This window comes from Ruegeria sp. CG4 (assembly GCF_056537185.1).
Map to the genome: position 1 here is coordinate 154,275 of NZ_JBQFRB010000010.1, position 23,574 is coordinate 177,848.

A 23,574-nucleotide genomic window follows, 5' to 3' on the forward strand; every position below is an offset into this window, starting at 1 on the left:
CGGCCTGAGATAAACGGAAATGCCCGGCGGTCAATCGGACAGTTTGCCTTCTTTCGTCCCTAAAGCGTCAGCTAGTCGCATGCGGGCGGACCCGGGGCGCAACGGTTGCGGTTGGCTGTCGTGCGGGGACCAGCCTGTCAGGCAGATCAATTCGAACGTCGCCAGCAGACGGCCCTGAGGCGACGCAAAGTGGCGGTTGTAGATGGTCTGGGCTTTGTCAAAGACAAGGCGCTGAGTTGGGTATTTCAGACGGGCGGTCAGAATATTGGTCTCACCCATTGCGCGAAGATCGTGCATCAGGTGCATCAGGTCACGGTATTCCGCTGTCACGGTTGCCCTGTCGGCCACGGGCAATGCAAATCCGGCCCGCTGCAATAGCCCACCCAGATCGCGCAGTTCTGCCATCGGTGCGATGCGGGGGCTGAGCCCCCCGGTTACTTCGATCTCGGCCTGACCCAGGGCTGCACGCAGTTCGTGCAGGGTTTCACCACCGGGACAGACGCCCAGCAGCAGCCCGTCCGGGCGCAGGGCGTGACGGCATTGGATCAATTGCCCGACCGGGTCATTGGCCCAGTGCAGCGCCATCGCGTGAATAACCAGATCATGCGATCCGCGCTCCAGCTTCAGAACCTCATTATCCGCGATGATGGTGGCAGCAGGCAGAAAGTCGCGCCAGAGATGCGGGAACGGAGTGATAATCGCCGGTGCCGTAAAGCTTCTGTTAACCATCAAAAGCCGATCCTGCACCTCATCCATGGCAGCGTGATGCAGGAACAACGCATCGTCCCGGGCACGGGCGCGGCGCATGGTCAGTATCGAGCGATCAAACGGCGAGGGTGCAGTGTCGGCAGGCAGTTTCATGGGTCGCAAGTATCGCATGTGGCAGCGGATTCAAACCGTTGTTGCACTGATCTACCCGCCGCGTTGCCTGGGATGCGGCGTATTGACGGAATCCGACTTTGGTTTGTGCGGCTCCTGTTGGCGTGACACGCCATTCATCGGCGGGACCGTCTGCGAAACCTGCGGAATGCCGATAGAGGGCGAGGCGGATGGTCACAGAATCGAGTGCGACGATTGTCTGGCGAGCCCCCGACCATGGAGGGACGGGCGCGCAGCGCTGTTGTATCAGGGTCAGGCACGATCGCTGATCCTGAGCTTTAAGCACGGTGACAGGCCCGAACTGGCCCGAACAGCGGCCCTTTGGATGGCGCGGGCAGGCCAGGATCTGTTTCGCGACGAGATGCTGATCGCACCTGTCCCGTTGCACTGGTCGCGCCTGCTGAAACGGCGATACAATCAGTCTGCCCTGCTGGCGCAAAGTCTGGCCCGTGAAACCGGCCTGGACATGTGTCCGGACCTGCTGGTGCGTCGAACAAAAACCCCGGTTCTGGATGGCAAAACCGCAGCGGAACGGGCGGACATCCTGTCAGATGCGATCGCAGTTCACCCCAAGCGGCGAAACCTGCTGACAGGCCGCGATATCCTTCTGGTGGATGACGTGATGACATCCGGCGCGACTTTGGCAGCCTGTACCCGGGCATGCCAGATCGCGGGGGCAAATCATATTTTCGTGTTGGTACTGGCGCGCGTTGCCAAGGATGCCTAATTCGCTCAAGATTGCGCGAAATCTAGGGAACGGAACATGAAGCCGGTAGAAATCTACACCTCGCCGCTATGCGGCTTTTGCCACGCTGCCAAACGCCTGCTCAAGCAGAAGGGTATCGATTTCAAGGAAATCGATGTCCTGATGGACCCCAAGCGAAAACCAGAGATGATCAAACGGGCCTCGGGTAAACGCACGGTGCCTCAGATCTTTGTAGGTGACATCCATGTCGGCGGTTGCGATGACCTGTACGAGCTGGATCGGCAGGGCAAGCTGGACCGTCTGCTGGCGGCCTGATGAAAACGGCGCTGTTGCAAATCACTTCGTCGGATGACCCGGCAGAAAACCTCATTATGGTGCGCGCCATGATGGCCGATGCGGCAGCGCAGGGCGCGCAGTTTGTCCTGACGCCCGAGGTCACGAATTGCGTCTCGACAAGCACCACACGGCAGCGCGAAGTTTTGCAGCACGAAGAAGATGACATCACGCTGGCCGGCCTGCGAGAACAGGCCGCCACGCTTGGTGTCTGGCTGCTGATCGGCTCGCTGGCGGTCAGGACCCATGACGCAGATGAGCGATTCGCCAACCGGTCCTTCCTGATCGACCCGAAGGGTCAGATCGTGGCCCGCTATGACAAGATTCACATGTTCGACGTGCAGGTCACCGAGTCTGAGACCTTCCGCGAATCCAGGAACTATCGGCCAGGCGACAAGGCAGTGATTGCCGAGACCGATTTCGGCAAGGTTGGCATGACTGTCTGCTATGACATTCGCTTCCCGCAACTTTACGCGGCGCTGGCGCAGTCCGGCGCGCGGATTCTGACTGTTCCGGCGGCTTTTTCACCGGTTACCGGCGCGGCCCATTGGGAACCGTTGTTGCGCGCGCGCGCGATTGAGACCGGCTGTTGGGTTCTGGCCCCGGCGCAAACGGGTGAGCATCCGAAAACCCGCGGCAGGACCCGTCATACCTATGGCCACAGCCTGGTTGTGGCCCCTTGGGGAGAGGTGCTGATCGACGCAGGTAACGATCCGGGCATTCACATTTTCGATTTGGATGATAGTTCTGTGACACAGGCGCGCAGCCGTGTGCCCTCATTGACTCACGTGCGGCCTTTCGACGGGCCCTGATCCAGAACCGGAATATGACGGACGAGAAAAATGCCCTCGCGGTCACGCTTTTCAGCGAGATCCTGACCGCCGATCAGCTTTTGCGCAACCGGCTCAGCCGGGTGCTGCCCAAGGGCATGGAGATCTCGCATTTCTCGGTGCTGAACCATCTGGTCTTTGTCGGAGACGAGCGCAGCCCGGCGCAACTGGCCAACACATTCCATGTGACCCGAGGTGCGATGACCAACACTTTGGCCAAGCTGGAATGGGCCGGATACATCCACATTCGACCCGACTGGGACGATGCCCGTCGTAAGATGGTGGCGATCAGCCCCGCCGGCCGCCGTGCGCGCGATCAGGCGATTTCGTCGATTGCACCGCTGATCAACCGAGTGGTCGGAGAGTTGGGTCTGGAGCGGGTCCGCAGCACCCTGCCCGTGTTGCGGGATTTGCGGTTGCAGCTTGAGGGTGAATAGGGGCAATTCGGCATCCAGCGTCAGATGGGCGCTTGCCCCCATCTCGAACAGCTCAGCCCGGCTTCACGCTTGCGGTCACGTAATTCACGCTGAGGTCGCGGTCGGAAATTGACCAATTCCACAGGATTGGGTTGAACACGAACCCCTTGCGGTCGACCGGGTCCAGCCCTGCCTGGCGCAGCAGGTCGAACAATTCGTCTGGTGTGATGAACTTGTTCCACTCATGAGTGCCGCGCGGCAGCCAGCGCATGACCACTTCGGCTCCGAAAATCGCCATGGCGTAGGATTTCGGATTGCGGTTGATGGTCGAACAGATCTGCAGTCCGCCGGGTTTCAGCAGGTGCTGGGTCGCCGTCAGGTAGCTGAGCGGATCAGCAACGTGTTCGACAACTTCCATGTTCAGGACAACGTCGAACTGTTCGCCTGCCTCGGCCAGCGATTCGGCCGTTGTGTGGCGATAGTCGATTTGCAGCCCGGATTGTTCCGCATGAATACGTGCGACGGGCAGGTTGCCTGCGGCGGCGTCGGCGCCGACGACCTCGGCCCCCAGTCGGGACATCGGCTCGCTCAGCAATCCGCCACCGCATCCGATATCCAGCAGACGCACGCCTTCAAAGGGATCAGGGTCCTTCAGGTCGCGATCGAACTCGCCCGCAATCTGTTGTGTGATATAGTCCAGACGGCACGGATTCAGCATGTGCAATGGCTTGAATTTACCATGCGGATCCCACCATTCCGCGGCCATCGCTTCGAATTTTGCGATCTCGGAAGGGTCGACCGTGTTCGGATGCGCTTGCATTCCTGTCTCCGTATGCTCTTTTACCCGTAAGGACTATATAGGCCAATAATGGACAAGTACCCGGACCAAAAGCGCGCAGTTCAATATCTCTACCCGCCGACCGACCCGTTCGATCAGCGGATGGTGGATGTGGGCGACGGGCATCGCATCTATATGGAACAATGCGGCAATCCCGACGGGATACCGGTCGTGGTTTTGCATGGCGGCCCTGGTGGCGGCTGCAGTCCGGCGATGCGCCGCTATTTTGATCCTGACGTTTACCGGGTGATTCTTTTCGACCAGCGCGGCTGTGGCCGGTCCCGGCCCCACGCTGCGGTCGAGGACAACACGACATGGCATCTGGTTGACGATATCGAACGCCTGCGGGTTTTGCTGGACATAAATGAGTGGATCGTTTTTGGCGGCAGCTGGGGGGCCACGTTGGCGCTGATCTACGCGCAGGCCCATCCGGATAACGTTGCCCGTCTGGTGCTGCGTGGCGTGTTCCTTATGACAAAGGCCGAACTGGACTGGTTCTATGGCGGTGGGGCCGGAAAATTCTGGCCCGAGCAGTGGGCGAAATTCACGTCCCTGCTGCCCGAATCTGAACTGCACGATACAATCACCGCCTATCACAAACGCCTGTTTTCAGGGGATCGCGCGACCGAAATCCTGTATGCCCGCGCCTGGTCCAGTTGGGAAAATGCGCTGGCTTCGATCCATTCCAACGGATCGACCGGGGAAAGCCCCGGAGAGTATGCGCGCGCCTTTGCTCGGCTTGAAAACCACTATTTCATGAATGGTGGATTTCTTGAGAAAGACGGCCAGATTCTGGATCGGATGGATCGGATCGCACATATTCCCGGCCATATCGTTCAAGGTCGCTATGACATGATCTGCCCGCCGCAAGCTGCCTGGAAACTGGCCGACCGCTGGCCCAACGCCGAGCTGAAAATGGTGCGGCAGGCAGGCCACGCCCTTTCTGAGCCCGGTATCAGCGCCGAACTGGTCCGTATCATGGACCGTGTGGCCGAGGAGGCTGTAGCATGACACGGATCGACCGCCGAGCCCTGTTTGCGTCGGGTGCCGCTGCCGCTCTGCTGGCGGCGACCGGAGCTTCGCTGGCGGATACGCCGAAATCGGGCGGGGCCTTGCGGTTGGCCGTGCCCCGTGATGACAGCCTCGAGCAAGTGGCGCGCGGCGCGGTGTTCGACACGCTGACCGAGATTGCGCCGGATGGCACCTTGCGTGCAGAACTGGCAACCAGTTGGCAAACCGATGCCGAGGCGCGCGTTTGGAATTTCGAGCTGCGCCGGGACGTTCTGTTTCACGATGGCGCGGTTTTGGAAATGGGTGATGTTCTGGCCGTTCTGGAAGAAGTCGGACAGGCCAAAGCGCTTTCCCTGACTTCGATACGATTGGAATTGGCCGCGGCCAATCCGGGCCTGCCGTTTCTTCTGGCCGACAGTCGGTTTGTCATTACACGCAAGGGGCAGGGGGTCACGCCACTGCACGCCGCGAACGGGACGGGGTGTTACCGTGTCGAGCGTGCCGAGGATGGCCGCCATTTCCTCGGGCGCAAGGTGAACGGTCACTACAAGGACGGACGGGCCGGTTGGGCGGACTCCGTAGAAATCATCGTCATTCCGGATCCAAATGTCCGCGCTGAAGCATTGCGGGATGGGTATGTCGACATCGCCGCCTTGCCTGCTTCGGAGGGGCTGAAGGGCCAGAGAGGTCTGCGGTTTTATCCCGCCGAATCGAAGATGGCACTGGCGTTGGCCGCTCATGTAGGGATGCCCCGCCAGATCGGAATGGGCCGCGCGCTGGACGACGGACGCATCGCCGAAAGGTGGTGGGTGGCGTAATTCCGTTCAGTGTGACCTGCCGGGGGTTGCAGTTTCGGGAAACCCTGCGTATATGCAGTTTCAACAGCGGCGTGTCGGGCTAGGGTCCGGGGCTCCACCGGAAAAGATCGACGGGCCGCGCGCCCGTTTTTTTGTGCCCGATTCATGGGTAGAGAACCTGATGACAAACGACCTGATAGCCAAAGCTGCCATCGATCGGCGACTGGCCGAGATCATTACCCCCGTGATCGAGGATCTGGGGTATGAGCTGGTCCGTATTCGCCTGATGAGCGGCAAACAGACCACGCTGCAAATCATGGCCGACAAGCCCGATGGCGGTATCGAAGTGGATGATTGCGCTGAAATTTCGAACGCGGTCAGCGCCACGCTGGATGTCGAGGATCCGATCCTTGACGCCTATACGCTGGAAGTGTCCAGCCCCGGTATCGACCGCCCTCTAACTCGTCTCAAGGATTTTGAGACGTTCGAGGGGTATGAGGCCAAGATCGAAACCGCCGAGCTGATCGACGGCCGCCGCCGCTTCAAGGGTGAGTTGGCCGGGATCGAAGGGGAAGAGGTTCTGATCAATATTCCCGAGGGGTCAGAAACGATCACCATCGGTCTGCAGTTCGACTGGCTGAGCGACGCCAAGCTGGTCCTGACCGACGACCTGATCAAGGAAATGCTGCGCCAGCGCAAGGATGCCGGTGCCCTGAACGAAAACGCTTTCGACGAGATTGAGACCGAAGGGTCCGAAGAGGAGACGAACTGATGGCAATCACCTCAGCCAACCAGCTGGAGCTGCTGCAGACCGCCGAGGCCGTGGCCCGCGAAAAGATGATCGACCCCGGTCTGGTTGTCGAAGCGATGGAAGAATCGCTCGCCCGCGCCGCCAAGAGCCGCTACGGCGCTGAGATGGACATTCGCGTCAGCATCGACCGTAAGACCGGCAAGGCCACCTTTACCCGCGTTCGTACCGTGGTCGAGGATGACGAGCTGGAAAACTATCAGGCCGAGTTCACCGTCGAGCAGGCCAAACAGTACATGGAAGACCCGCAAGTCGGTGACGTCTTCGCTGAAGAAGTGCCGCCGGTTGAAATGGGCCGTATCGCGGCGCAGTCGGCGAAACAGGTGATTCTGCAAAAAGTCCGCGAGGCCGAGCGGGATCGTCAGTACGAGGAGTTCAAGGATCGCGCGGGCACAATCATCAACGGTGCCGTGAAACGCGAAGAGTTCGGCAATGTCATCGTCGATCTGGGCGGTGCCGAGGCTGTTCTGCGCCGCAACGACAAGATTGGCCGCGAAAGCTATCGCCCGAACGATCGTGTCCGCGCCTATATCAAGGAAGTCCGCCGCGAGGTTCGCGGCCACCAGATCTTCCTGTCGCGTACCGCGCCGGAATTCATGGCTGAGCTGTTCAAGATGGAAGTGCCGGAAATCTATGACGGCATCATCGAGGTCAAGGCCGTAGCTCGCGACCCCGGTTCGCGCGCGAAGATTGCGGTGATTTCCTATGACGGCTCAATTGATCCCGTCGGTGCCTGCGTAGGTATGCGCGGCAGCCGCGTGCAGGCCGTTGTGAATGAGCTGCAGGGCGAAAAGATCGACATCATCCCGTGGAACGAGGACCAGCCGACTTTCCTGGTGAACGCGCTGCAACCCGCCGAGGTTTCCAAGGTGGTTCTGGACGAAGAAGCCGGCAAGATCGAGGTTGTGGTCCCCGAGGAACAATTGAGCCTCGCCATTGGCCGCCGGGGTCAGAACGTGCGTCTTGCAAGCCAGCTGACCGGTCTGGACATCGACATCATGACCGAGGCCGAAGAGTCGGCGCGTCGTCAGAAGGAATTCGAAGCCCGCACCAAGCTGTTCATGGAAAGCCTGGATCTGGACGAGTTCTTTGCCCAGTTGCTGGTCTCAGAGGGTTTCACCAACCTCGAAGAGGTTGCCTATGTCGAGATCGACGAACTTCTGGTCATTGACGGTGTTGACGAAGGCACCGCGCAGGAACTGCAAACCCGCGCGCGGGAATTCCTGGAAGCACAGGCCAAGGCCGCGCTGGATGCTGCCCGTGCCCTGGGCGCCGAGGACAGCCTTATTGAATTCGAAGGCCTGACACCCCAGATGGTTGAGGCGCTGGCCAAGGATGATGTGAAGACACTGGAAGACTTCGCGACCTGCGCGGACTGGGAACTGGCCGGTGGCTGGACCACGGTCGATGGCGAACGCATCAAGGATGACGGTGTTCTGGAGCCTTTCGGCGTCACGCTGGAAGAAGCACAGGATCTGGTCATGACGGCCCGCATCATGCTGGGTTGGGTTGACCCGGCCGAACTGGAACAGGCCGAAGAAGACGGTGAAATTGCAGACGAGGAGGCCGAGGCCTGATTTCAGGCCTCGGGTGGCGTGAATGGGTCGCGGTGGCGTCCATAAAGACCGGTCCGAAGGACCTGAACGCAAGTGCATCGCCACGGGCGAAGTTCAGCCTAAATATGGGTTGATACGCTTTGTGACGGGGCCGGACGGTCAGGTCTATCCGGATGTCGCGGCGAAACTGCCGGGGCGTGGGGTCTATGTATCGGCGGATCGCGCCGCACTGGACCGGGCCGTGGGCAAGAAGTTGTTTGCACGCGGGTTCAAGGCTCAGGTGACCATACCGCAGGATCTGGCGGATGAGGTCGAGCGGCAGATTTCGCGCCGGGTGATTGAACTGCTGAGCTTGGCCCGCAAGTCCGGCGATGCGGTCGCCGGCTACGAAAAGGTCAAGACGTGGCTGGACCGGGAAGAGGCCCAGGTACTGATTCAGGCCACCGATGGATCGGGGCGCGGCAAGTCGAAACTGAGCACGCCGCATTTTGGAAAATACATCGGTTGGCTGACGGCGAACGAGTTGGGACAGGCATTTGGGCGCCAAACCGTGATTCATGCGGCTCTGGCCTCTGGCGGACTCGCCAAACGTGTTGTAGAGGAAGCGCAGCGCCTGCGTGGCTTGCGCGAAACGGATGACGGCGGCAAGGGCCGCTCGGAAGGGTAAGAAGCTTTATGAGCGATAGTGACGGCAAAAAGACATTGGGTCTTCGTGGCGGGGCACGCCCCGGAAATGTGAAACAGAGTTTCAGCCACGGACGCACCAAGAATGTCGTGGTGGAAACCAAACGCAAACGCGTGGTGGTCCCCAAGCCGGGTGCCAGCAAGCCAGGTGGCGGCGCTGCGCCGTCGGGTGATCCTTCACGTCGTCCGGCCGGCATCTCGGATGCCGAAATGGCGCGCCGCATGAAGGCATTGCAGGCCGCCAAGGCGCGCGAGGCCGACGAGGCTGCTGCCCGCGAGGCGGAAGAAAAGGCGCGTGAAGAAGAACGCGCCCGCCGCCGTGCCGAGCAAGAGGCCAAGGAACGCGAACAGCGTGAGGCCGAAGAACGTGCGCGCCAGAAGGCAGAAGACGAAGAGCGCAAGCGCAAAGAGGCGGAAGAAGCCGCCAAACGCGCCGCTGAGGCCCCGACCCCCGAAGAACCCAAGGCGGCCCGCAGCCCTGCCAGCAAGCCTGCACCAGCGGCGACTCCGCGCAAGCAGGATCGCGAACGCGAACAACGCGGTCGCGGCAAAGGGCGTGACGACAACCGCAGGTCCGGCAAGCTGACACTGGGTCAGGCCACCGGTGGCGAAGGTAACCGTCAGCGCTCGATGGCGTCGATGAAGCGCAAGCAGGAGCGTGCGCGTCAGAAAGCCATGGGCGGCCCGGTCGAGCGCGAAAAGGTGATCCGCGACGTACAGTTGCCCGAAGCGATCATGGTTTCGGAACTGGCGAACCGTATGGCCGAGCGCGTGGCCGATGTGGTCAAATCCCTTATGCAGATGGGCATGATGGTGACGCAGAACCAGACCATCGACGCCGATACAGCCGAGCTGATCATCGAAGAGTTCGGCCACAAGGTCACCCGTGTTTCCGATTCGGATGTCGAGGACGTCATCAAAGAGGTCGAAGACAGCGAAAAAGATCTGCAACCGCGCCCGCCGGTCATTACGATCATGGGTCACGTTGACCACGGTAAGACCTCGCTGCTGGACGCGATCCGCGATGCGCGGGTCGTCGCAGGCGAAGCGGGTGGCATCACCCAGCATATCGGTGCCTATCAGGTAGAAACCGATGGTGGCACCACGCTGACCTTCCTGGATACGCCGGGCCACGCGGCCTTTACCTCGATGCGCTCGCGCGGTGCCCAGGTCACGGATATCGTGGTTCTGGTGGTTGCGGCCGATGACGCGGTGATGCCGCAGACGATCGAGGCGATCAACCACGCCAAGGCGGCCGAAGTGCCGATGATCGTGGCGATCAACAAGATCGACAAACCGGACGCAAATCCGGACAAGGTCCGCACCGACCTGCTGCAACACGAAGTGATCGTCGAGAAGATGTCGGGTGAAGTTCAGGACGTCGAAGTGTCTGCCATCACCGGTCAGGGTCTGGACGAACTGCTGGAAGCCATCGCGCTGCAAGCCGAGATTCTGGAACTGAAAGCCAACCCCGACCGCGCCGCCCAGGGCGCCGTAATCGAGGCGCAGCTGGATGTGGGCCGTGGTCCTGTGGCCACTGTTCTGGTTCAGAACGGCACGCTGCGTCAGGGCGATATCTTCGTTGTGGGTGAACAGTACGGCAAGGTCCGTGCGCTGATCAACGACAAGGGCGACCGCGTCAAGGAAGCTGGCCCCTCGGTTCCGGTCGAAGTCCTGGGCCTCAATGGTACGCCCGAGGCCGGTGACGTTCTGAACGTGACCGAGACCGAAGCACAGGCCCGTGAGATCGCAGCCTACCGCGAACAAGCCGCCAAGGACAAACGCGCCGCCGCCGGTGCAGCGACCACCCTTGAGCAGCTGATGCAGAAAGCCAAAGAAGACGAGAACGTGGCCGAGTTGCCGATCCTCGTCAAAGCCGACGTGCAGGGTTCTGCCGAAGCCATTGTCCAGGCGATGGAAAAGATCGGAAACGACGAAGTGCGCGTGCGTGTACTGCACTCGGGCGTTGGTGCGATTACCGAGACGGATGTCGGCTTGGCTGAAGCCTCCGGCGCGCCGGTCTTTGGTTTCAACGTACGTGCCAACGCGTCAGCCCGGAATACGGCGAACCAGAAGGGTGTTGAGATCCGCTATTATTCGGTGATCTATGACCTCGTTGATGACGTGAAAGCGGCCGCATCGGGTCTGCTGAGCGCCGAAATTCGCGAGAAGTTCATCGGCTACGCCGAGATTCGCGAAGTCTTCAAGGTCACCGGTGTTGGCAAGGTTGCTGGCTGTCTGGTCACCGAAGGTGTTGCCCGTCGTTCCGCAGGCGTCCGTCTGCTGCGCGACAACGTGGTGATCCACGAAGGCACGCTGAAGACGCTGAAGCGCTTCAAGGACGAAGTGGCCGAAGTCCAGTCGGGTCAGGAATGTGGTATGGCATTCGAGAACTACGATGACATCCGCCAAGGCGACGTCATCGAAATCTTCGAACGCGAAGAAGTTACCCGCACGCTGGACTGATCCTGACACAATCAGACAAAGAAAAACAGCGGCTCATTCGGGCCGCTGTTTTCGTTTTGTCATTTCAGGTCCAGTCCAGCACCACTTTGCCGGATTGACCGGATTTCATGGCCTCAAACCCTTTGGCGAAATCGTCGACGCTGAACCGATGAGTGATGACCCGGCTGACATCCAGGCCGTTCTGAAGCATGGCTATCATCTTGTACCAGGTCTCGAACATCTCGCGGCCATAGACGCCTTTGATGGTGATCGCCTTGAACACGATGCGCGACCAGTCGACCGGGGATTTGCCGGGCGGGATACCCAGAAGGGCAATCTTGCCGCCCATCACCAGCGCTTCGACCATCTGATCCAGCGCGGCTTGTGAGCCTGACATCTCCAGGCCCACATCGAACCCCTGTTGCATTCCAAGCGCAGCGATAACGTCTTTCAGGTCTTCGCGACTGACATCGACGGCGCGCACTGTGGGTACGACATGTTCGGCAAGCTTCAAACGATCCGGGTTGATATCGGTGATCACCACATGCCGTGCCCCGGCATGACGGGCGACCGCGGCAGCCATGATGCCAATGGGACCCGCTCCGGTAATCAGAACGTCCTCTCCCAGCAAATCAAAGCTGAGCGCCGTGTGCACCGCATTGCCGAGCGGATCAAGGATCGCTCCGATTTCATCCGGGACGTCGTCCGGCAAGGGCACAACGTTAAAGGCGGGCAGCTTCAGGTATTGGGCAAACGCCCCCTGTTCGTTTACCCCGATGCCGCGCGTGCCGGGGTCGAGGTGAAACTTGCCTGCGCGGCTCTGGCGGCTGTCGGTCCCGATCAGATGCCCTTCCCCCGAGCAGCGCTGGCCAACCTCAAGACCCGTCACGTTACGCCCGATCTCAACAATCTCTCCGGCAAATTCGTGACCGGTGATCATCGGCACCGGAACAGTATGCGCGGCCCATTCATCCCAGTTCCAGATATGAATATCGGTGCCGCAGATACCGGTCTTGTTGATCCTGATCAGCACCTCATCAGGGCCGATTTCCGGCACTGGAGCCCGCACCATCCAAAGCCCTTCCTCGGGTCTGGACTTCTCGAGCGCTTTCATGGTGTTGGGTCGCATCAGATCACCCCCAACTCCTTGCCGACCTTACCAAAGGCCGCCAATGCGCTGTCCAGTTCGTCCCTGGTCAGGGCCGCATTCATCTGCGTTCTGATCCGCGCCTTTCCGCGTGGCACGACGGGAAAGAAGAAGCCCGAAACATAGACGCCTTCGTCAAACAGTCGTGCGGCCATGTCCTGCGCCAACTGCGCTTCTCCCAGCATCACGGGGATGATCGGGTGCTCGCCGGGCAGCAGGTCAAATCCCAGTTTTTCCAGACCCGCGCGCCAGTATTTCGCATTGCCGAACAGCTGAGCGCGCAGCATGTCGCCCTGTTCGACCAGACGGATGGCTTCAAGCCCTGCGGCGACGATGGAAGGCGGCAGCGAGTTTGAGAACAGATAGGGCCGCGCCCGCTGCCGCAGCAGGTCAATCACTGGCTGCGGCCCGGCGATATAGCCGCCGATTGCCCCCCCAAGTGCCTTGCCCAGAGTTCCCGTCAGAATGTCCACGTCGACACCGAAGTGATCCGGTGTTCCGGCACCGTTCGGCCCCATGAAGCCGGTGGCGTGGCAGTCATCTACCATGACGATGGCATCATACTTGTCCGCCAGTTCGCGAATTTTTGGCAGGTTGGCCAGATAGCCGTCCATCGAAAATACGCCATCAGTAGCGATCATGACATGCCGCGCCCCGTCCTCGCGCGCCTGTTTCAACCAGGCTTCAAGGTCGTTCATATCATTGTTCATGTAGCGATAGCGCTTCGCCTTGCACAGCCGCACGCCGTCAATGATCGACGCGTGGTTCAGACTGTCCGAGATAATGGCGTCTTCCGGGCCTAACAAAGGTTCGAACAGTCCGCCATTGGCGTCGAAACAGGCTGCAAACAGGATGGAATCGTCCTTGTTCAGGAACTTCGCCAACGCCTGTTCCAGTTCCCGGTGAATATCCTGCGTACCACAGATGAAACGCACCGAAGCCATACCGAACCCTTTAGGTCCCATCGCGTTCGTGGCAGCCTCGATCAGCGCCGGGTGATCGGCCAGACCCAGGTAATTGTTTGCACACAGGTTGATAACCTGCCTGTCGCCCACCGTAATCTCACCGCCCTGGGGCGAGGTGATCATTCGTTCGCGTTTGTACAGGCCTTCTGCTTCGATCTGCGCAAGGGTGTCCGTGATGTGGGACAAGAATGCATCTGCCATGGCGACCTCCGTTCATCTGAGTCGCGCTTCTAACATAGCGGACAAGATTCCCAAATAGGGGAATTACAGTATGAAGGAAAAATTTCCGTGAAGGCGGAAATTTGCTGATGTCAGGCGTTTTTCACGATCAGGAAAACCCGTGCCGGGCCATCGGCGGAAATGGAATGCGCAATATCCGCCGCATACCGGGCGGTATCGCCTTGCTTCAGGTCCGAAACGGCGTTCCCCGAAGTGACCCGGACGGCGCCCTCCAAAACGGTTAACTGTTCCCGTGCGCCCCGCTTATGGGGCTGGCTGTTCAACGCACCGCCGTCTTCGAACTGAATATCGTAAACTTCGTGCCCACCGGCCTCTTCCGGCGGCGACAGGATGTGAATCCGGCATCGCTCGCCCATGTTATCGATACTTGGCACCTCGGTTTTCTTGAGTACCTCGATTTGATCCTTGGCTTTGGAGTCTTCCAGAAGGCCCGCAAAATCCACCTGTAGGGCGCGGGTCAGGTTCCACAGTGTCGAGATGGTCGGGCTGCTTTCGCCCCGTTCGATCTGGCTGACCATGGACCGGGAGACGCCGCTTAAGTTGGCGACCGCTTCGAGGGACAGGCCCTTGGCCCGGCGAGCCTCTTTCAGGCGGGCGGGGAGGCGTGTCAGGATATCGTCTGTGTTTTCCGTCATGACGGAATTTCATGCGCGCTGAGCGGAGCATTGTCAATTCCGTCCGTGACGGGACGTCTTGCGCGACATCATCATTCTGCGTGTGCATACTGCGGTCAAATTCAGGAGGAGTGATCCATGACCGACATCGTAATTCTCGATGGTGCCCGCACCGCGATTGGCACCTTTGGCGGGGCTCTGGCCTCGACCGCGCCGATTGATCTGGCGACTGTTGCGACTGAGGCGGCGCTGGAGCGGTCCGGTGTCGAAGGCGCGCAAATCGGGCATGTTGTGTTCGGTCATGTGATCAACACCGAGCCGCGTGACATGTATCTGTCGCGGGTCGCTGCGATGCAGGCAGGAATTCCAAACGGCACCCCCGCAATGAACGTGAACCGGCTGTGCGGGTCTGGCGCGCAGGCGATCGTGTCGGCGGTGCAGTCGCTGATGTTGGGCGATGCGGAATTCGCCGTTGCAGGCGGCGCCGAAAGCATGTCGCGCAGCCCCTATATCATTCCGCAGGCGCGGTGGGGCGCAAAGATGGGTGATGTCACCTCGCTGGATATGATGCTGGGAGCACTGAACTGTCCGTTCGGAACCGGGCATATGGGTATCACCGCCGAGAACGTCGCGGACGAGCACCAGATCAGCCGTGAGCAGATGGACGCATTTGCAATGACCAGCCAGACCCGCGCGGCGGAAGCGATCGAGGCGGGCTTTTTTGAAAGCCAGATCGCGCCAGTGCAGGTCAAGGTCAAGCGCGACATGGTCGATTTCAAGGTCGATGAGCACCCGAAAGCAACCTCGCTTGAGGCGCTGTCAGGTTTGCGACCGGTGTTCAAGAAAGACGGTCGTGTTACTGCCGGAAATGCCTCGGGTATCAATGACGGGGCAGCGGCCATGGTTCTGGCGACGGCAGATGCCGCCGAGAAAGCCGGATTGAAGCCCAGGGCGCGCGTTTTGGGATATGCCCATGCCGGGGTTCGGCCCGAAGTGATGGGGATCGGACCGGTTCCGGCGGTTCAGAATCTGCTAAAGAAGACCGGGCTGTCCGCCGAAGAGTTTGATGTCATTGAAAGCAATGAGGCGTTCGCTGCGCAGGCTTTGGCTGTCAATCAGGAGCTTGGGCTGGACGCATCGAAGGTTAACCCCAACGGTGGTGCGATCGCTCTGGGCCACCCGGTGGGCGCGACCGGTGCGATCATCACTTTGAAGGCGCTCTACGAGTTGGAACGCACCGGTGGTTCGAAAGGTCTGATAACCATGTGCATAGGGGGCGGTCAGGGGATTGCCATAGCAATCGAGCGCCTTTGATCTTAGATCGGGCAGGGGGGCTGTCTGCCCCCCATCGCGCCATGGCGCGATTCCCCCCGAGGATATTTTTGGCCAGATGAAGCAGGCGGGCCGGAGTTAACCCAATACTGTAATCAAAAGCACCGCCGCCGCACCGAAAGCGGCGCCGATTGCGGCGGTCAGAAGTGACGCCACGACTCCGTTGCCTTTGGTTTCTTCCTGTTGGGTCTGCGCAATCAGCGCGTTTTCAACCAATCCAGGCAGGCGCGGGCCAAACCGGGCCAGAACCATTGCTGTCTTGCCGAAGTCCCGCATAACGGCGCGCGGGCCGATTGACTGTTTGATGTAATCTTCAACCACGGGACGCGCGACCTCCCAGATGTTCATGTGGGGGTCCAGTGACCGCGCGACGCCTTCGACCACAACCATGGTGCGTTGCAGCAGGATCAGTTCCGTCCGGGTTTCCATCCCGAACCGTTCGGTCACTTCGAACAGGTAGCTCAGCAATCGCCCCATGGAGATATGAGTAGCGTCCATACCGAAGATCGGCTCTCCGACCGCGCGCAGGGCCCGGGCGAACTCGTCAACGTCCTGATTGGCGGGAACATAGCCCGCCTCGAAATGCACTTCGGCCACGCGCTTGTAGTCGCGACGGATGAAGCCGAACAGGATCTCGGCATAGACCCGGCGGGTGTATTCGTCGATATGGCCCATGATGCCATAGTCATAGGCAATGATGTCGCCGTTTGCCGCGACTTTCAGGTTTCCCTGATGCATGTCGGCATGAAAATAGCCGTCGCGCAGGGCGTGCAGCAAAAACAGGCGCAAGACCCGCTGGGCCAGATCGTTGCGGTTGTGATCCGCGGCATCCAGGGCCTCGTTGTCGCCAAGCGGGATTCCGTCTGCCCAGCTGAGCGTCATCACCCGGCGTGCGGACAACGACCAAACCACGGGCGGCAGCCAAAAGCCCGCATCGTCCTTGGTGTTGGCGGCGTATTCCGACGCGGCGGCGCTTTCCAGACGCAGGTCTAGCTCGCCGCGTACGATCCCGTCGAAATGCTCGATGACCTCCATCGGGCGCAACCGGCGCGCGCCGGGGGCAAAGAGATCAACAATGCGGGCGGCAAAATAGAAAGCGTCGACATCCTTTTTGAAGGCACGTTCGATGCCGGGGCGAAGGACCTTGACGGCGACGTCTTCGCCCGTGCTGGTCAGTTTGGCCTTGTGAACCTGTGCGATCGAAGCGGCGGCAATCGGATCACTGAATTCACTGAAGATTTCGGCCACCGGTTGCCCCAGTTCCTTTTCCACTTCGGCCATTGCTGCTGAGCGGGAAAAAGGGGGGAGTTTGTCCTGTAACACACGCAGCTGGCTTGCCAGTTCGTTGCCTACAACATCCGGGCGGGTCGACAGCACCTGGCCAAACTTGATGTAGGCCGGACCCAGTGCGGTCAGGGCACGCGTCGCCGGCGGCATCTTGGGATCGCCTTTGTAACCCAGCCATTGGAAGGGTTTGCCCAACGTATGCGCCAGGATGCGCACGGCACGCGGGGCTTCGAACGCATCCAGCACGACATTCATGGCACCCGTGCGCTCTAAGGTGGCGCCTGTGCGGATCAGGCGGATGATATTATGAGGGCCGCGCATAGGTCAGATCTTCCATCCGGAATGCAGCGCCGCGATGCCCATGCTCAGGTTGCGGTATTTGGCATTCTCGAATCCCGCTGCGCGGACCATGTTCAAAAAGGTTTCCTGATCCGGGAATTTGCGGATCGATTCGACCAGGTACTGATAGCTGTCGTAGTCATTGGCGATCAGCTTCCCCATGCGCGGGATGACGTTGAAACTGTAGAGATCATAGAGCTTTTGCAGCCCGTCATTGGGCAACTGGCTGAACTCCAGCACCATCAGGCGGCCACCGGGTTTGAGAATACGGAACGCTTCGTTCAACGCCTCTTGCGGGCGGGTGACGTTCCGGATTCCGAACGAGATGGTGTAGACGTCAAACGTGTTGTCCTCGAAAGGCAGTGCCATGGCATCACCGACCACCCAGTTGAGGCTGTCCGACATCTGGTCGGCTTCGGCGCGCTGGCGGCCTTCGATCAGCATCGGTTCGGTCAGATCCAGAACGGTGGCGTGGCCGTGGCCCGCGCGTTGTAGGAAGCGAAAAGAAATATCGCCCGTGCCGCCCGCCACATCCAACAGCCGCTGACCGGGGCGCGGAGCCAGCCAGTCCATCATCGCGTCTTTCCAGACCCGGTGGATGCCCATCGACATGACGTCGTTCATCACATCGTATTTCGAGGCGACCGAGTTGAACACGCCCTGTACGCGCCCGGCTTTTTCAGCCTCGCGCACGGTTTCGAACCCGAAATGTGTGGTCTTGTCGCTGTTGTCGGACATTTGCCTTGCCGTTTGTCGAATTTCGCCTCTGTTATAGGGCTCTGGAACCGGGGCACAATGCGGCCCTTTGGATTAGGAGCCGTGTAATGCCGGAATTGCCCGAGGTCGAGACAGTAAGACGCGGCCTGACCCCTGCGATGGAGGGGGTGGTGATCGAAAAGGCGGACGTGAACCGACCGGATCTGCGCTGGCCGTTTCCGGAACGCATGGCCGAGCGACTGACGGGCCAGCGGGTTGACCGGCTGCGACGGCGGTCCAAATACCTTCTGGCCGATCTCGGCAGTGGCGAGACGCTTTTGATCCATCTGGGCATGTCCGGGCGGATGACCGTCTCGGGCGATCCGCTTGGGCAGTTCGTGCACGAGCATCCGATGCCGGCAAAACACGATCACGTCGTGTTTCACATGGCCAATGGCGCGCGGGTGACCTTCAACGACCCGCGCCGGTTCGGGGCAATGGATCTGCTGCCGACGGCCACGGCTGAGGAACACAAACTTCTGTCGGTTCTGGGGCCGGAACCCCTGGGCAATGATTTTCACGAGCAACACTTGGTCGATGCGTTTCGCGGAAAGAACACACCGGTCAAATCTGCATTGCTGGATCAGGGAATCGTTGCCGGGCTCGGCAATATTTACGTCTGCGAGGCGCTTTATCGTACCGGGGTGTCGCCACGTCGCAGGGCCGGGCAAATTTCTGCGGCGCGGGTCGCGGCGCTGGTTCCTGTTATCCGGCAGGTGCTGCAGGAGGCGATTGAGGCGGGTGGATCGTCGCTGCGGGATTTCCGCCAAGCTGATGGAGAACTTGGATATTTTCAGCACAACTTTGATGTCTATGGCCGAGAGGGCGAGCCCTGCCGGACCGAAGGTTGTGACGCCGTGATCAGGAGAATCACCCAGTCCGGTCGCTCATCCTTCTATTGTACGCAATGCCAAAGATAGCTTGATCCAAGTTTTTCGCGTGGTAAGGAATCGTACTTGAACGGAACAACCGGAAGCTTACATCCCATGGCTTTTGAGACGATCATCGTCGAAATCGAAGACCACGTTGCCCTTATCAAGCTCAACAGACCGGACGCGATGAACGCGCTGAACACCCAGTTGATGGGTGAGCTGTACACCGCGCTGGAAGAGGCAGATGAAAACGACAAGGTGCGCTGCATCGTCATCACCGGCTCGGAAAAGGCCTTTGCCGCGGGCGCGGATATCAAAGAGATGTCCGAGATGAGCTTTGTCGATGTCTACAGTCAGAACCTGTTTGGCGAAGCGAATGATCGCGTCTCGGCTATTCGTAAACCGATCATTGCTGCGGTGGCAGGATATGCGTTGGGTGGCGGCTGTGAGCTGGCGATGCTGTGCGATTTCATCATTGCCGCTGATACTGCCAAGTTCGGCCAGCCCGAGATCAATTTGGGTGTCATCGCCGGTATCGGCGGCACGCAACGCCTGACCCGCTTTGTCGGCAAGTCCAAATCGATGGACATGAACCTGACCGGGCGCTTCATGGATGCGGAAGAGGCCGAGCGTTCGGGGCTGGTCAGCCGTGTTGTTCCGGCAAAGAAGCTGATCGAAGAGGCGATAGGGGCCGCGCAGAAGATCGCAGAGAAATCGCAACTGACGGCGATGGCGGCAAAAGAGGCCGTGAACCGCAGCTATGAGTTGCCACTGAGCGAGGGAATGCTGTTTGAACGGCGCGTGTTCCACTCGATGTTTGCGACAGAAGACCAAAAAGAGGGCATGGCCGCGTTTCTGGAAAAACGAGCGGCGCAGTTCCGCGACAAGTAAGCGGTGCCCTGACCAGATCGGAACAGGCGGGCCTTTGCCCGCCTTTTTCATACCTGCCATGCGTGTCAAAAGAATCGGCTTGGCAAACCTCGCCAACTTGGATAGTAAGCGCCGCTATACATGCGCGTGCGGCCCGCTCGGCCCGACTCACACTCGTGATTTTTGATCCGGTGCGGATGTTTCCGTGGCGCGCAACCCTAGATAACCGTACCGAACAAAGGTCAGAAACACATGGCTAACTCGCCTCAGGCAAAGAAACGCGCACGTCAGAACGAAAAGCGTTTCGCTGTAAACAAAGCACGCCGTTCGCGCATCCGCACCTATCTGCGCAAAGTTGAAGAAGCAATCGCATCCGGCGACAAGGACGCTGCAACCGCAGCCCTGCGCGCAGCCCAGCCCGAACTGATGCGCGGCGTCACCAAAGGTGTCTTCCACAAGAACACTGCTGCCCGCAAAATGTCGCGCCTGTCGTCGCGCGTAAAAGCACTGGGCTGACGCCGGTGCCTGACCTGGCGTCAGGTAAACAAGGCTGATCCATTTCAGAAGGCGTCGCAATGTGCGGCGCCTTTTTGCTGTTGCCGATATATCGCGCCTTCACAAAACCGAGAGATTCTTTCCGCCGGATTCCTGAGTCAATATCAGAGATTCATTGCCGCCGGCCGTTCGGTCTTGTTACCACTGTTCCAGCGATTCACTCGCTTGGGGGGACAGGCTGTCCTGGCGATCGGACTGACGGGCATCAGGAAGATCCATGGACGAATGTCGGCGACCGGTCTGGCCGGTTTGGCGATCTGCTTCGGGTCTCGGGAAACCGAGGTGCTCGGTCCTGTCTAAAATTGGAAGGTGATGCGTAACCTGGTTTTCGGGCGCGCTCCGGCTGTTGGAGCGTAGCAGTATCAGCGATGCGCAGAAAAAGAAAATCTTACCGCCGTTCTATTTGGTTCGGCGCAAGGGTGCCTTTTGCGTGAGTGAACGCCCAGAAGACCGGGTGATCCGGACAAATTCAAAAAAAGGCCTGAAGGCCTATAAAGAATGGGATGCGTGAGGCGCTGAATGACACAAGAGAAATGGGGACTGCTGCGTAACAAGTTGCTGAAGGTTGTTGGCCGGAACAACTACACCACCTGGATCGAACCTCTTGAATTTCAGGAGTTGGAGGACGGTGTAGCGGTGTTTTCGGTGCCGACGAATTTCATGGGCAACTACGTGAGTCAGAATTTTGCGGATCTCATTCTCTATGAACTGAACACCTCCGGTGAACCGGTGGAGCGTCTGGCCTTTCGCGTCGCGGCCAACTCGCCCGCGCGACCGGCAGTGGAACCCGCAACGGCAGCGCGGGAAATGGCGGAACCCAAAAGGGTCGATCAGTCCTATCAGGATGATGGCAATGGTGCCCTGGATTCGCTGCAGGCGGCACCGTTGGATGCCCGCTTTACGTTTGACAGCTTTGTGGTCGGTAAGCCCAACGAGCTGGCCCATGCCGCGGCGCGCCGGGTTGCAGAAGGCGGGCCGGTTACTTTCAATCCGCTGGTCCTTTATGGCGGCGTCGGGTTGGGTAAAACGCACCTGATGCACGCCATCGCCTGGGAGCTTAAAACCAAGCGCCCTGAGTTGAATGTGCTCTATCTGTCGGCCGAACAGTTCATGTACCGCTTTGTACAGGCTCTGCGCGAGCGCCGGATGATGGATTTCAAACATCTCTTCCGGTCGGTTGATGTTCTCATGGTCGACGATGTCCAGTTCATCGCGGGCAAGGATTCAACTCAGGAAGAGTTCTTTCACACTTTCAACGCATTGGTGGACCAGAATAAGCAGATCATCATCTCGGCCGACCGCGCCCCGGGCGAAATCAAGGATCTGGAGGACCGTGTGAAGTCGCGTCTGCAATGCGGCCTGGTCGTCGACCTGCACCCCACCGACTACGAATTGCGCCTTGGTATCCTGCAAAACAAGGTTCAGCAGTACAGCAGCACATATCCGGATCTGACCATCGCGGACGGTGTTCTGGAATTCCTCGCACACCGCATCTCAACCAATGTGCGCGTGCTTGAAGGGGCTTTGACGCGTCTCTTTGCGTTTGCCTCGCTGGTTGGGCGCGAGATCGATATGGAACTGACTCAGGATTGTCTGGCCGACGTCCTGCGCGCGTCCGAGCGTAAGATCACCGTTGAAGAGATTCAGAGGAAAGTCTCGGACTACTACAACATCCGCCTGTCCGACATCATCGGTCCGAAGCGCCTGCGTTCATACGCGCGTCCGCGTCAGGTTGCGATGTATCTGTGCAAGCAGCTGACCAGCCGCTCGTTGCCCGAGATCGGCCGCCGCTTTGGCGGGCGTGACCACACCACGGTCATGCATGGCGTCAAGCGGATCGAAGAGTTGAAGCTGACCGACGGTCAGATCGCGGAAGACGTTGAAATGCTGCGGCGGTCTCTGGAAGCCTGATTTCAACCCAAGCCCTTCATCAACGCCCCGGTTCACCAGGTCCGGGGCGTAATCATGTGCGCTATTGTCCACGCCTGGACTGGAACTGTGCTTTGGAAACCACGCGGCCCTTGACGTGTTGGGCAATCCGACCCAGAAAACCATAAAAAATCCTTGTGCCTCAGGGTGGAACCGCTAACGTGCCAGTCCCGCCCATGTCGGCACGCAAGTCAGAGGAATTGAGGGTATGAAGATCAGCATCGAACGCGGCACCCTTCTCAAGGCCGTTTCGCAGGCCCAATCCGTTGTGGAACGCCGCAACACAATTCCGATCCTGGCCAATGTACTGATCGAGGCGGAAGGCAACCAGGTGCAGTTCCGCGCCACCGATCTGGATATCGAAGTGGTGGACAAGGCCCCTGCGCAGGTTGAAAAAGCCGGGGCGACCACGGTGGCGGCAACGACCCTGCACGAGATCGTGCGCAAGCTGCCCGACGGCGCGCTGGTCACGCTGACGGCTGACAGTGCTGCGGGTCGCCTGACGGTTGAAGCCGGGAGATCCAACTTCTCGCTGGCGACATTGCCGAAAGAAGATTTTCCGGTGATGGCTTCTTCGGAGTACCAGTCGAATTTCACAGCCTCCGCAGCACTGCTGCGCCGGTTGTTCGACAAGTCCAAATTCGCCATTTCGACTGAAGAAACCCGGTACTACCTGAACGGTGTTTACATGCATGTGGCGGATGGGTCCGAGGGCGGCAAGGTTCTGCGCTGCGTGGCCACAGATGGCCACAGGTTGGCGCGCATTGACGCCGACCTGCCGGATGGGGCGGCGGGTATGCCGGGCGTCATCGTGCCGCGCAAGACCGTGGGCGAATTGCGCAAGCTGCTGGACGATGACGAGATGGATATCGCCGTCTCTGTCAGTGAAACCAAGGTGCGGTTCGCGACGCCGGATATCACGCTGACCTCAAAAGTGATCGATGGCACTTTCCCCGACTACACCCGTGTCATTCCGCAGGGGAACACTCGCAAGTTGGAAGTCGACGCTGCCGAATTCGCGCAGGCCGTGGACCGTGTTGCAACCGTTTCATCAGAGCGGTCGCGGGCGGTAAAGCTGCAGCTGGATGCGGACAAGCTGGTCCTGTCGGTGAACGCGCCGGATAGCGGTGCGGCCGAGGAAGAACTGGCCGTAGCCTATGGCGACGAGCGGCTGGAGATCGGGTTCAACGCGAAGTACCTGCTGGAGATCGCTAGCCAAGTGGATCGCGAGAATGCGGTGTTCATGTTCAATTCGGCTGGAGACCCGACGCTGATGCGTGAAGGCAATGACCAGAGCGCGGTTTACGTTGTCATGCCGATGCGTGTCTGATCGCGCTGGCGCGCGATGCCTCCGGCGGGAGTATT

At 59.7% G+C, this 23,574-nt stretch carries 23 protein-coding genes; 16 read left to right on the forward strand and 7 right to left on the reverse strand.

Annotated elements, in window-relative coordinates; translation table 11 throughout:
• Positions 1 to 30: 30 nt before the first annotated feature.
• A complete protein-coding gene (locus tag ACR0J2_RS20885; RefSeq protein WP_480813713.1) occupies positions 31 to 861 on the reverse strand; it encodes a methyltransferase domain-containing protein in 831 nt (276 codons plus the stop codon).
• Here ACR0J2_RS20885 and ACR0J2_RS20890 point away from each other — a divergent pair.
• The 4 genes from ACR0J2_RS20890 to ACR0J2_RS20905 are packed head-to-tail and all read left to right on the forward strand — an operon-like array spanning position 860 to position 3,185.
• A complete protein-coding gene (locus tag ACR0J2_RS20890) occupies positions 860 to 1,606 on the forward strand; it encodes a double zinc ribbon domain-containing protein (protein ID WP_480441703.1) in 747 nt (248 codons plus the stop codon). The two genes, ACR0J2_RS20885 and ACR0J2_RS20890, sit on opposite strands and share 2 nt — an antisense overlap.
• 36 nt (positions 1,607 to 1,642) lie before the next feature.
• A complete protein-coding gene (gene grxC, locus ACR0J2_RS20895) occupies positions 1,643 to 1,900 on the forward strand; it encodes a glutaredoxin 3 (protein WP_170615509.1) in 258 nt (85 codons plus the stop codon).
• On the forward strand, positions 1,900 to 2,730 hold the full coding sequence (locus tag ACR0J2_RS20900; RefSeq protein ID WP_480813714.1) for a carbon-nitrogen hydrolase family protein: 831 nt from the start codon (positions 1,900 to 1,902) through the stop codon (positions 2,728 to 2,730). Before grxC ends, ACR0J2_RS20900 begins: the two co-directional genes overlap by 1 nt.
• A gap of 14 nt (positions 2,731 to 2,744) precedes the next feature.
• Positions 2,745 to 3,185 (forward strand): MarR family winged helix-turn-helix transcriptional regulator, encoded by a 441-nt coding sequence (locus ACR0J2_RS20905; RefSeq protein WP_010442526.1) that lies wholly within the window; start codon positions 2,745 to 2,747, stop codon positions 3,183 to 3,185.
• A 52-nt stretch (positions 3,186 to 3,237) separates the two neighbouring features.
• On the opposite strand, the gene ubiG is transcribed toward ACR0J2_RS20905, so the two are convergent.
• Complete coding sequence (gene ubiG, locus ACR0J2_RS20910; protein WP_480813715.1) at positions 3,238 to 3,984, reverse strand: bifunctional 2-polyprenyl-6-hydroxyphenol methylase/3-demethylubiquinol 3-O-methyltransferase UbiG; 747 nt, start codon at positions 3,982 to 3,984, stop codon at positions 3,238 to 3,240.
• Between the two features lie 48 nt (positions 3,985 to 4,032).
• Here ubiG and pip point away from each other — a divergent pair, with 48 nt between their 5' ends.
• From pip to infB, 6 genes are all read left to right on the forward strand, one after another.
• Positions 4,033 to 5,013 (forward strand): prolyl aminopeptidase, encoded by a 981-nt coding sequence (gene pip / locus ACR0J2_RS20915; RefSeq protein ID WP_480813716.1) that lies wholly within the window; start codon positions 4,033 to 4,035, stop codon positions 5,011 to 5,013.
• Entirely contained in the window at positions 5,010 to 5,831 is an 822-nt protein-coding gene (locus ACR0J2_RS20920; RefSeq protein ID WP_170615501.1) for an ABC transporter substrate-binding protein, read from the forward strand. Before pip ends, ACR0J2_RS20920 begins: the two co-directional genes overlap by 4 nt.
• A 160-nt stretch (positions 5,832 to 5,991) precedes the next feature.
• On the forward strand, positions 5,992 to 6,582 hold the full coding sequence (gene rimP, locus ACR0J2_RS20925; RefSeq protein WP_170805848.1) for a ribosome maturation factor RimP: 591 nt from the start codon (positions 5,992 to 5,994) through the stop codon (positions 6,580 to 6,582).
• Positions 6,582 to 8,195 carry a transcription termination factor NusA gene (nusA, locus tag ACR0J2_RS20930; protein ID WP_170681942.1) on the forward strand — a complete coding sequence of 538 codons (1,614 nt, stop codon included), beginning with the start codon at positions 6,582 to 6,584 and terminating at the stop codon, positions 8,193 to 8,195. The genes rimP and nusA overlap by 1 nt, the downstream gene beginning before the upstream one ends.
• A gap of 22 nt (positions 8,196 to 8,217) precedes the next feature.
• A complete protein-coding gene (locus tag ACR0J2_RS20935; RefSeq protein ID WP_480813717.1) occupies positions 8,218 to 8,841 on the forward strand; it encodes an RNA-binding protein in 624 nt (207 codons plus the stop codon).
• Positions 8,842 to 8,849: 8 nt separating this feature from the next.
• Complete coding sequence (gene infB / locus ACR0J2_RS20940; protein WP_480813718.1) at positions 8,850 to 11,324, forward strand: translation initiation factor IF-2; 2,475 nt, start codon at positions 8,850 to 8,852, stop codon at positions 11,322 to 11,324.
• Between the two features lie 64 nt (positions 11,325 to 11,388).
• Here the strand turns inward: infB and tdh are convergent, their stop codons facing one another.
• From tdh to ACR0J2_RS20955, 3 genes are all read right to left on the reverse strand, one after another.
• Complete coding sequence (gene tdh / locus ACR0J2_RS20945; protein ID WP_170806049.1) at positions 11,389 to 12,417, reverse strand: L-threonine 3-dehydrogenase; 1,029 nt, start codon at positions 12,415 to 12,417, stop codon at positions 11,389 to 11,391.
• A 14-nt stretch (positions 12,418 to 12,431) separates the two neighbouring features.
• Positions 12,432 to 13,616: a glycine C-acetyltransferase gene (locus ACR0J2_RS20950; protein ID WP_321250517.1), complete on the reverse strand. Its 1,185-nt coding sequence runs from the start codon at positions 13,614 to 13,616 to the stop codon at positions 12,432 to 12,434.
• 110 nt (positions 13,617 to 13,726) lie between these two features.
• Positions 13,727 to 14,290 (reverse strand): helix-turn-helix domain-containing protein, encoded by a 564-nt coding sequence (locus tag ACR0J2_RS20955; RefSeq protein WP_170615489.1) that lies wholly within the window; start codon positions 14,288 to 14,290, stop codon positions 13,727 to 13,729.
• A 117-nt stretch (positions 14,291 to 14,407) separates the two neighbouring features.
• Between ACR0J2_RS20955 and ACR0J2_RS20960 the strand changes: the two genes are divergently transcribed.
• Positions 14,408 to 15,583, forward strand: coding sequence for an acetyl-CoA C-acyltransferase family protein (locus ACR0J2_RS20960; RefSeq protein ID WP_480813719.1), 1,176 nt, complete (start codon positions 14,408 to 14,410; stop codon positions 15,581 to 15,583).
• Between the two features lie 96 nt (positions 15,584 to 15,679).
• On the opposite strand, the gene ubiB is transcribed toward ACR0J2_RS20960, so the two are convergent.
• Together ubiB and ubiE are read right to left on the reverse strand one after the other, a co-directional pair.
• Positions 15,680 to 17,209, reverse strand: coding sequence for a 2-polyprenylphenol 6-hydroxylase (gene ubiB, locus ACR0J2_RS20965; protein WP_480813720.1), 1,530 nt, complete (start codon positions 17,207 to 17,209; stop codon positions 15,680 to 15,682).
• A gap of 3 nt (positions 17,210 to 17,212) precedes the next feature.
• On the reverse strand, positions 17,213 to 17,965 hold the full coding sequence (gene ubiE, locus ACR0J2_RS20970) for a bifunctional demethylmenaquinone methyltransferase/2-methoxy-6-polyprenyl-1,4-benzoquinol methylase UbiE (protein WP_480813721.1): 753 nt from the start codon (positions 17,963 to 17,965) through the stop codon (positions 17,213 to 17,215).
• A gap of 86 nt (positions 17,966 to 18,051) precedes the next feature.
• Between ubiE and mutM the strand changes: the two genes are divergently transcribed.
• From mutM to dnaN, 5 genes are all read left to right on the forward strand, one after another.
• On the forward strand, positions 18,052 to 18,903 hold the full coding sequence (gene mutM / locus ACR0J2_RS20975; RefSeq protein ID WP_480813722.1) for a bifunctional DNA-formamidopyrimidine glycosylase/DNA-(apurinic or apyrimidinic site) lyase: 852 nt from the start codon (positions 18,052 to 18,054) through the stop codon (positions 18,901 to 18,903).
• A gap of 66 nt (positions 18,904 to 18,969) precedes the next feature.
• A complete protein-coding gene (locus ACR0J2_RS20980) occupies positions 18,970 to 19,746 on the forward strand; it encodes an enoyl-CoA hydratase (protein ID WP_170681949.1) in 777 nt (258 codons plus the stop codon).
• Positions 19,747 to 19,977: 231 nt separating this feature from the next.
• Complete coding sequence (rpsT, locus tag ACR0J2_RS20985; RefSeq protein ID WP_170575014.1) at positions 19,978 to 20,241, forward strand: 30S ribosomal protein S20; 264 nt, start codon at positions 19,978 to 19,980, stop codon at positions 20,239 to 20,241.
• Positions 20,242 to 20,799: 558 nt separating this feature from the next.
• A complete protein-coding gene (gene dnaA / locus ACR0J2_RS20990; RefSeq protein ID WP_170805857.1) occupies positions 20,800 to 22,191 on the forward strand; it encodes a chromosomal replication initiator protein DnaA in 1,392 nt (463 codons plus the stop codon).
• 226 nt (positions 22,192 to 22,417) lie between these two features.
• On the forward strand, positions 22,418 to 23,539 hold the full coding sequence (dnaN, locus tag ACR0J2_RS20995; protein ID WP_170615475.1) for a DNA polymerase III subunit beta: 1,122 nt from the start codon (positions 22,418 to 22,420) through the stop codon (positions 23,537 to 23,539).
• Positions 23,540 to 23,574 lie beyond the last annotated feature (35 nt).